Raw genomic sequence first — 8,744 nt, 5'->3', positions numbered from 1 at the left:
AAAATCCCAGCAACAAAAATGCTGCCAAAAACACCCACAACCAACCCCGAAAGGCCAGCCACGAGCAATAACTTGGCACTGGCTTATCAAGCACCCTGTTGAGTTCTCAAAGAACAACCACACACCACACGCCGATCCCTTTTACTGGAATCGTGTCTGGGGCAACCGCTCCAAACTATCCGAGCCGCTCTTCGGGGTCAACCTGATGCCTCAGGTTTATTCCGTAGCTTTGCTCAAGACCCACGATGACGCACGCCTTGCGGCGGTCGTTTCTGTCGTGGAAAGCCGCAGACCGGCCGATCGCTTGCGGCGACCCGCCCGGCTCCTGCCGGCTCCCGAACTCTACCCGGTCGGCTTCGCGATCGCAACTCCATCTCATGAAGTCGCCGCACCGCCCGGTCTCAGTCTCACGTCGACATCGTCACCGCGATCCTGGCGCCCGCTCTCGGCCGGTTTGCCCCGGCCTCCTTCGTGCAGAGAGGAAGTTACGCGTCCGGCCAGGAGAAGGCAAATCATAGCCTGTCGATCTCTTCGTCGACGCGCTCCACGTCTGCTCCCGGGAGCCGCGGGCCGACCGAGGCGGAGCTGTCCCGGCCGGCTGGCAGGTTCCCGCCCCCGATATCCAGTCCTCCTGGTGGGGACCGTGGCAGGCCCGAGCGTGCCAGAGTGTCTGGCATGGATGACGTGTCCCGGCCCCCGGTCCTCGCCGAGGACGCTCTGCTCGGCCTCCTGCTGCCCTTCTGGCAGCTGATCATCGGAGCGCTCGTGCTCTTCGCCGTCGTGGTCTCGATCGGACGCCTGGCGCGGCGCGGCCCGTCGCGGATGAGCACGGCATTGCTGGTCACCGCCGCCGTGATCGTCGGATTCGCGCTGCTGGGTGTCCTGTTGCAGGGGTAGCTTTGCGCTCAGAGCCGGCGGTTGGCCAGGCTCGGCAGCTCGGCACGGATGCGCGCCAGGGAGTCCAGGTCGATGTCGGCGACCGCGAACCCCGGGCCGTCGGGCACCTGCGACAGCACCGTTCCCCACGGGTCGATCACCATGCTGCGCCCGTAACAGGTACGACCCGGCTCGTGATCACCAGTCTGGCCGGCCGCGGCGACGAAGCACTGGTTCTCGATCGCCCGGGCCCGCAGCAGCACCTCCCAGTGGTCCCGCCCGGTGTGCATCATGAACGCCGCCGGCACCACCAGCAGGTGAGCACCACCCTCGGTGGCGAGTTCGCGGTACAGCTCAGGAAAGCGCAGGTCGTAGCAGATCGACAGGCCCACCCGGAGCCCTTCGACGTCGACCACCGCCGTCCGGTCACCCGGCGCCACCGTCGCCGACTCCCGGTACGAGACCCGGCCGGGAATCTCCACGTCGTACAGATGGATCTTGCGATAGCTGGCGGCGAGCGTGCCGGAGCGGTCGAAGACCAGTGTGGTGTTCCAGGTGCGCTCGGGATCGGGACCGGCCTCGTGGAAGGAACCGGCGATCAGCCAGACGCCGCGACGCTGCGCGACGGCGGCGAAGAAACTCCCGACCTCACCGCCGGCCGACTCTGGTGCGGGCATCCTGGCACCCGGCCCGAGGTAGTCGACGTACTCGGGGAGAAGCACCAGGTCCGCACCGGCGTCGGCCGCGCGGTCGATCAGGGCTTCGGCGGCGGTGAGGTTGGCCTTCCGGTCGTCCCGGGAGTTCAGCTGGCAGACGGCGACGCGCATGGCTGCCAGCGTACGGGCGGAGGAGCGCCAAGTGCAGTGCGAGTCGGCGGCCGGCGACTCAGGCCGACTTCTCCTCGCGCTCGCGCCGGGCCCGGCGGCCGGTGAACTCGCGCGGAACGATGGTGGGGTTCACGTTCTCCAGCACCGCCTCGCGGCTGATGAGCACCCGGGCGGCGTCGGGGTTGCTGGGCACCTCGTACATCACGGAGAGCAGGACCTCCTCCATGATGGCGCGCAGGCCGCGGGCCCCGGTGCCGCGCAACATCGCCTGGTCGGCGATCGCCTCCAGTGCCGGCCGCTCGAATTCCAGCTCGACGCCGTCCAGCTCGAAGAGGCGTTGGTACTGCCGGACCAGGGCGTTGCGGGGCTCGGTGAGGATCCGGACCAGGGCCGCGCGGTCGAGGCTGCGGACGCTGGTGATCACCGGCAGCCGGCCGATGAACTCCGGGATCAGCCCGAACTTGAGCATGTCCTCCGGCATCACCTGGCTGAAGATGTCGTCGGTGGAGCGCTCGGAGACGGCACGGAGGCGGGCACCGAAGCCGGTGCCGCCGTGGCCCGTACGGGCCTCGATGATCTGATCCAGACCGGCGAAGGCACCACCGCAGATGAACAGCACGTTGGTGGTGTCGATCTGGATGAACTCCTGGTGCGGGTGTTTCCGGCCACCCTGCGGCGGCACGTTCGCCACGGTGCCTTCGAGCATCTTCAGCAGCGCCTGCTGGACGCCCTCGCCGGAGACGTCGCGGGTGATCGAAGGATTCTCCGACTTGCGGGCGATCTTGTCGACCTCGTCGATGTAGATGATGCCGGTCTCGGCGCGCTTGATGTCGTAGTCAGCGGCCTGGATCAGCTTGAGGAGGATGTTCTCCACGTCCTCGCCGACGTAGCCCGCCTCGGTCAGGGCGGTCGCGTCGGCGATGGCGAACGGCACGTTGAGCATCCGCGCGAGGGTCTGCGCCAGGTGCGTCTTGCCGCACCCGGTCGGGCCGAGCAGCAGGATGTTCGACTTGGCCAACTCCACGCCGTCGCCGCCGGCGCCCGGCGCGCCGGCCGCCTCGGCCTGGATCCGCTTGTAGTGGTTGTAGACCGCGACGGCGAGCGCCTTCTTGGCGTGCTCCTGCCCCACGACGTAGGTGTCGAGGAACTGGCAGATTTCCATCGGCTTGGGAAGCTCTTCCCACTTCACCTCGCCGGACTCGGCCAACTCCTCTTCGATGATCTCATTACAGAGATCGATGCACTCGTCGCAGATGTAGACCCCGGGGCCCGCGATGAGCTTCTTGACCTGCTTCTGCGACTTGCCGCAGAAGGAGCACTTGAGTAGGTCGCCGCCGTCACCGATCCGTGCCACCTAGTCTCCCTGCGCACTCATCGGCCGGAGCCCCGGCCACGACCTGCGGACACTGGTTCCGCCCGTCTTCTTCCCACTCTGTCGATCGCCCGACCAAGTGGTACGGACCCGACGTTACCCGCTGGCGGAGGTTTCTCCGACCCCCAAAACGGGTGTGTCAGAGGTCGGCCGGCGGCAGACCCGGCCGACCTCTGATCTGGTACCGGTCAGCTGGCGGCGTTCGCGGCCAGCAGCCCCTTCTTACGGCTGGTGAGGATCGTGTCGACCAGCCCGTACTCGCGGGATTCCTCGGCCGTCATGATCTTGTCACGGTCGATGTCCTTGCGGACCTTCTCGACCGGCTGGTTGCAGTGCCGGGAGAGCATCTCCTCCAGCTGGGTACGCATCCGCAGGATCTCCCGGGCCTGGATCTCGATGTCCGAGCCCTGCCCGTAGCCGCCCTCGGTGGCCGGCTGGTGGATGATTATCCGCGAGTTCGGCAGCGCCATCCGCTTGCCCGGGGTGCCCGCCGACAGCAGCACCGCCGCGGCGGAGGCAGCCTGGCCGAGGCAGACCGTCTGGATGTCCGGCCGGACGTACTGCATGGTGTCGTAGATCGCCGTCATCGCGGTGAACGAGCCGCCCGGCGAGTTGATGTACATGATGATGTCCCGGTCGGGGTCCGTCCCCTCCAGGGTGAGCAGCTGGGCCATCACGTCGTTGGCCGACGCGTCGTCCACCTGGACCCCGAGGAAGATGATCCGGTCCTCGAAGAGCTTGTTGTACGGGTTGGACTCCTTGACCCCGTACGACGTGCGCTCGACGAAGGACGGCAGGACGTAGCGGTTGTGCACCGCCGCGAACTGCGGCGGCAGGCTCAGGTCGGTCATCGTCTGCTCCTCGATCAGCTCAGGGTCCCGGCGCCCTCGGGAACCTGGGCGGCCCCCGTGATCACCTTGTCGATGAAGCCGTAGTCCACGGCCTCCTGGGCGGTGAACCAGCGGTCCCGGTCCGAGTCCGCCTCGATCTGCGCCGGGGACTGGCCGGTGTGGAAGGCGACCCGCTCCTGGAACATCCGCTTGGTGTAGAGCATCTGCTCGGCCTGGATGGCGATGTCGGCGGCGGTGCCGCCCACGCCACCGGAGGGCTGGTGCATCATGATCCGGGCGTGCGGCAGGGCGTAGCGCTTGCCCCGGGTGCCCGCACAGAGCAGCAGCTGACCCATGGACGCCGCCATGCCCATCGCCACGGTCGACACGTCGTTGTCGATGTATTGCATGGTGTCGTAGATCGCCATGCCCGAGTAGACCGAGCCACCCGGCGAGTTGATCCAGAGGAAGATGTCCCGGTCCGGGTCCTCCGCGGCGAGCAGCAGCAACTGCGCGCAGATGCGGTTGGCCACCTGGTCGTTCACCTCGCTGCCCAGGAAGATGATCCGTTCCTTGAGCAACCGGTTGTAGACCGAGTCGTCGAGGTTGCCAATGTTGTCGCCACCACGGGCCTCGATCGCCCGGAGCGGCTTCGCTGGGATGTGCATGTCGGTCATGGCAGCCCTTCGCTCTCCGTACCGTCGTGTCCGACACTAACCGCTGAGTCCGGGGCCGGACGCCCGCTCCGGGCACTGTTCGCTCTCAGCGCAGCCTTCGGAAGGCGTACCCGGAAAAGGGATCGGGCCACCACCCACCGCGACCGGCGGACGGTGGCCCCACCCGGCGATCAGTGCTCGTGGCCGTGCTCCGCCTCGCTCGCCTCACGCAGCGCGTCCAGGCTGACCACGTTGCCGGCCGCGTCCTTGATCGTGATGCGCTCCATGATCGCGGCGAGCGCCTTGCCGCGGCGGACGTCGCCGTAGACCGCGCCGGCCGCACCCGAGCGGACCAGCTGGTCGTAGTACTGCTGCGGCGCCATGCCGGCACGCTGCGCGCGGTGGACGATCTCGTGACCGAACTCGTCGTCGGAGACCTGCACGTCCTCGGCGTCGGCGAGGGTGTCGAGCAGCAGCTGGACCTTGACGCCCTGGGTGGCGGCCTCGGTCAGCTCGACGTCGATCTGCTCCTCGGTCTTCTCCTCGGCGGCGAGGTAGTCCTCCAGCGAGGCGCCGATGCGCTCCAGCTGGTCGGTCATCGCCTCCTTGCGGCTCTCCACCTCGTCGCGGATCACGCCCTCCGGCGCCGGCACGTCAGCGGCCTCGACGAGCTGCTCCAGGGCCTTGTCCCGGGCGGCGTAGATCTGCTCGACCCGCTTGCCCCGGGTGACCCGCTCGCGCAGGTCGTTGCGCAGCTCCTCGATGGTGTCGAACTCGCTGGCCATCTCGGCGAAGCTGTCGTCCAGCTCGGGCAGCTCCTTCTCCTTGACCGTACGCACGGTCACCGCCACGTCGGCGTCCCGGCCGGCGAAGTCGCCGCCCACGAGCTGGGTGACGAAGGTGGTTTCCTCGCCCGCGGCGAGGCCGACGAGGGCCTCGTCCAGGCCGGGCAGCAGCTGCTTGCTGCCCACCTCGTGGGAGATGTTGGTGGCCGAGCCGCCCGGCACCTCCTCGCCGTCGACGGTCGCCCGCAGGTCGATCTGGACGTAGTCGCCCTCGACGGCGGCCCGCTCGACGGTCTTGAGGGTGGCGAACCGCTCGCGCAGGCCGTTCACCTGCTCGTCGATCTCACTCTCGTCGATCTGCAGCTCGTCGACGGTGACCTCGATGCCGGCCAGGTCGGGCAGGGTGATCTCCGGCCGGACGTCGACCTCGGCGGTGAAGTTCAGCGAGTCGCCGTCGTTGAACTCGGTGATCTCGACCTCGGGGCGGCCCAGGGTCTTCAGGTCGTGCTCGCGGACCGCGGAGAGGATGTTCTGCGGGATCGCCTCCTGCACCGCCTCGTTGAGCACGGTGCCCCGGCCCACCCGCTGATCGATGATCGCCGGCGGCACCTTCCCCTTACGGAAGCCGGGAATCTGGATCTGCTGGCCGATCTCCCGGTACGCCTTCTTGAGGCTCGGCTCGAGCTCGACGAACGGCACCTCGATGGCGAGCCGCACGCGCGTCGGGCTCAGAGTCTCGACGGTGCTCTTCACAGGCGTACTCCTTGACGGATCTCGGTTGAATCTGGGCGCTCTTTTCGGCCCATCGAGTGTAGGCGAGCCGGCGCGGCCGGCCGGCAGCGCCCGGGGGCCCACGGCGAGGCTGCCCCGCACGCCGGCGGTCCCGGGTGCCGACACCCTGATCTTGCGGCAGTCGGGGTGGCGGGATTTGAACCCACGGCCCCTCGCTCCCAAAGCGAGTGCGCTACCAAGCTGCGCCACACCCCGTGGCGACGAGCAGTCTATGCCGTCCCCCCGGCACCCGGGTGCCGGGGCATCACCCAACCCGCCGAACGAGGACGAACCGGTCAGTGCGGCCTCGGCGGGCGGGCTGGGCTGGCTGGCTGGCTGGCTGGCTGGCTGGCTGGGCGCAACTTCGGCGATGTTGCGGTATCCCGCCGCTGTGGATACCGCAACATCGCCGAAGTTGTGTGGATCATGATGGCGTGGCGCAGGGGATGCGGCCGCGCGGGCGCCGCCGGCATTCGGTAGGCTGTCGGGCGCGTCCGGCTTTCCGGGCGTACGCGGGCGTAGCTCAATGGCAGAGCTTCAGTCTTCCAAACTGACGGTGCGGGTTCGATTCCCGTCGCCCGCTCCACCCCTTCCAGCCCAGGTCAGCGGCGTGATCGCCAAACCTGGGCCGTTTCTCGTCTCAGGCACCTTTGATCTTGCGTGCCATTGGATACGGGTCAGGAGCCCGCAGTGAGAGCTGCTGTGCCCCTGACCCGTAGTGGGGTCCGACCTCGACCTCGGGGAGTTACGCCGCTGCGCTTGAGCTCAGCGTTCTGCGGGGTCTTGGCGGGGTCCTCGGCGAGGTAGCGCTCGATCGAGTCGTCGAGCTCTTCGAGCCACGGTGTGTGGTGCTCGGCGGCCAGGGTTCCCGTCATGACCGAGCGGTAGACACGGTCGCGGTAGCCCATGATGTCGGCCTTCTTGTCGCGCATCCACGCGAGGAAGATCTCGACGACCCGGTCGAGGTCGAACTCGGGGTAGTCCGTCTGCCGCAGCAGATCACGCACGTAGTCGGCCTGGAAGCGGATCTCTTCGTCGGCCGAGGAAAGCTTTTCGAAACGTTCCCGCCACTCGGCGATGGACGCCGAGCGTTCGGCCTCCGACGGCAGCTCGGCGCGGCCCAGGATGAGGTCGCGTACGTACCAGGCCTGCGCGTCGAACATGTTGAAGGTGAACCACTGGTCCTGCGCGCCGAGGTAGGCCAGACGCGGGTTGTCCTGCCACACGACACCGCGGTAAAGGCCGTCCGGGTACACGTTGTTCGGGGATGCCAGCGCGAGCTCGTCGGGCAGGAACGGGTACTTGTGCAGGTAGCCGGTGCACAGGATGATCGCGTCGATGTGCTTCGAGGAGTCGTCTGCGAAGTGGACCCTGTTGCCCTCGATGCGCCTGATGGCGGGGCGTTCCTCGAAGCCCTCGGGCCAGTCGTGGCCCATCGGCGCGGAACGATAGCTCGCCGTCACCGAGCGTGCGCCCATCTTGAACGCCTGGCTGCCGATGTCCTCGGCCGAGTAGCTGGAGCCGACGACGAGGACGTCCTGCCCCTTGAAGGCTTCCGCGCCGCGGAAGTCGTGCGCGTGGGCGATGTACCCGGGAAAGGTTTCGATGCCAGGGAATTGCGGCACGTGAGGGAAAGAGAAGTGGCCGCTGGCGACGACCACATGGTCGAACTCCTCGGTCGTCGTTTCTCCGGTGGGGAGATTCTCGGCCGTGAGCGTGAAGACCTCACGCTCGGCGTCGTATTCCGTCCAGCGCACGACGGTCTGGAAACGGATGAAATCGCGCACGTTCGTCTTCTTCAGCCGGCCGGCGATGTAGTCCCACAGAACCGTGCGCGGCGGGTATGAGGAGATGGCGCGACCGAAGTGCTCGTCGAAGGTGTAATCAGCGAACTCCAGTGCTTCCTTCGGTCCATTCGACCACAGGTTGCGGTACATGCTCGTGTGCACGGGCTCGCCGTACTCGTCGAGTCCGGTGCGCCAGGTGAAGTTCCACTGGCCACCCCAGTCAGCCTGTTTCTCAAAACAGACAATCTCGGGGATGTCCACCCCCGCACGCGCTGCGGTCTCAAAGGCCCGCAACTGGGCCATGCCCGAGGGGCCGGCACCGACAATCGCTACTCTTTTTCCGTTCGTCACGTATGTTCCTCTATTCTCGCCATGCGGACCCGCACCCACCCTCACGGGCAGGACGGAGCCATCCGGTCGCCAGAATCCGCACGTATCGACCAGTTCAGAGACAGACAGATGTTCTTATGACCGTAGCAGACTTGTCCCAGCTTCGCTAATTTGCTGTCGCAATCAACGGCGTCAACCTGTCGGAGGTGCGGGCCGCGACAGCCGGTTCGGCCGTGCGGCTACAGGTCGACATCAAGCCCCACTCTCGGCGGACGAACTGCAGCTTCGTCACCTCATCGGGTGCAACGGGGAATCGTCCCCCGGGCTGGCCACGAAGGTCGTCGCCCTGCATGTCTTCACCCTTTGAACTTCACATCGGCAATGCAGCAGAAAGGGTGGATGGCGCCCTCGCGGAAATGCGCCCGACCGCAGCTCCTTCCCCGTCTGCGCAATCTCATTCCTCATGGTCGAGCATCCCGCCATACGCACCGGAATTCTGGCGCGTGAAAA

7 protein-coding genes and 2 tRNA genes are annotated in these 8,744 nt (G+C 67.1%); 2 read left to right on the top strand and 7 right to left on the bottom strand.

Translation table 11 applies throughout. From position 1 onward, the window contains the following. Positions 1-675: 675 nt before the first annotated feature. Positions 676-897, top strand: a complete 222-nt coding sequence (locus tag IEY61_RS18475; protein WP_189045986.1) for a hypothetical protein — start codon at positions 676-678, stop codon at positions 895-897. A gap of 8 nt (positions 898-905) precedes the next feature. On the opposite strand, the gene IEY61_RS18470 is transcribed toward IEY61_RS18475, so the two are convergent. From IEY61_RS18470 to IEY61_RS18445, 6 genes are all read right to left on the bottom strand, one after another. Next, a complete protein-coding gene (locus tag IEY61_RS18470; protein WP_189045984.1) occupies positions 906-1,703 on the bottom strand; it encodes a carbon-nitrogen hydrolase family protein in 798 nt (265 codons plus the stop codon). A 58-nt stretch (positions 1,704-1,761) separates the two neighbouring features. Continuing rightward, positions 1,762-3,057: an ATP-dependent Clp protease ATP-binding subunit ClpX gene (gene clpX / locus IEY61_RS18465; RefSeq protein WP_189045982.1), complete on the bottom strand. Its 1,296-nt coding sequence runs from the start codon at positions 3,055-3,057 to the stop codon at positions 1,762-1,764. A gap of 206 nt (positions 3,058-3,263) precedes the next feature. After that, positions 3,264-3,926 carry an ATP-dependent Clp protease proteolytic subunit gene (locus IEY61_RS18460; protein WP_012183908.1) on the bottom strand — a complete coding sequence of 221 codons (663 nt, stop codon included), beginning with the start codon at positions 3,924-3,926 and terminating at the stop codon, positions 3,264-3,266. Positions 3,927-3,940: 14 nt separating this feature from the next. Beyond that, positions 3,941-4,582, bottom strand: a complete 642-nt coding sequence (locus tag IEY61_RS18455; protein WP_189045980.1) for an ATP-dependent Clp protease proteolytic subunit — start codon at positions 4,580-4,582, stop codon at positions 3,941-3,943. A 170-nt stretch (positions 4,583-4,752) separates the two neighbouring features. Next, positions 4,753-6,099 carry a trigger factor gene (gene tig / locus IEY61_RS18450; protein ID WP_189045978.1) on the bottom strand — a complete coding sequence of 449 codons (1,347 nt, stop codon included), beginning with the start codon at positions 6,097-6,099 and terminating at the stop codon, positions 4,753-4,755. Between the two features lie 160 nt (positions 6,100-6,259). Continuing rightward, a tRNA-Pro gene (locus tag IEY61_RS18445) sits at positions 6,260-6,333 on the bottom strand. 296 nt (positions 6,334-6,629) lie between these two features. On the opposite strand from IEY61_RS18445, the gene IEY61_RS18440 reads away from it, so the two are divergent. After that, a tRNA-Gly gene (locus IEY61_RS18440) sits at positions 6,630-6,703 on the top strand. A 91-nt stretch (positions 6,704-6,794) separates the two neighbouring features. On the opposite strand, the gene IEY61_RS18435 is transcribed toward IEY61_RS18440, so the two are convergent. Next, entirely contained in the window at positions 6,795-8,255 is a 1,461-nt protein-coding gene (locus tag IEY61_RS18435; RefSeq protein ID WP_229706015.1) for a trimethylamine monooxygenase, read from the bottom strand. Positions 8,256-8,744 lie beyond the last annotated feature (489 nt).

Source organism: Micromonospora sonchi (assembly GCF_014646235.1).
Classification (GTDB): domain Bacteria; phylum Actinomycetota; class Actinomycetes; order Mycobacteriales; family Micromonosporaceae; genus Micromonospora; species Micromonospora sonchi.
This window is presented reverse-complemented; position numbering and strand designations above follow the sequence as displayed.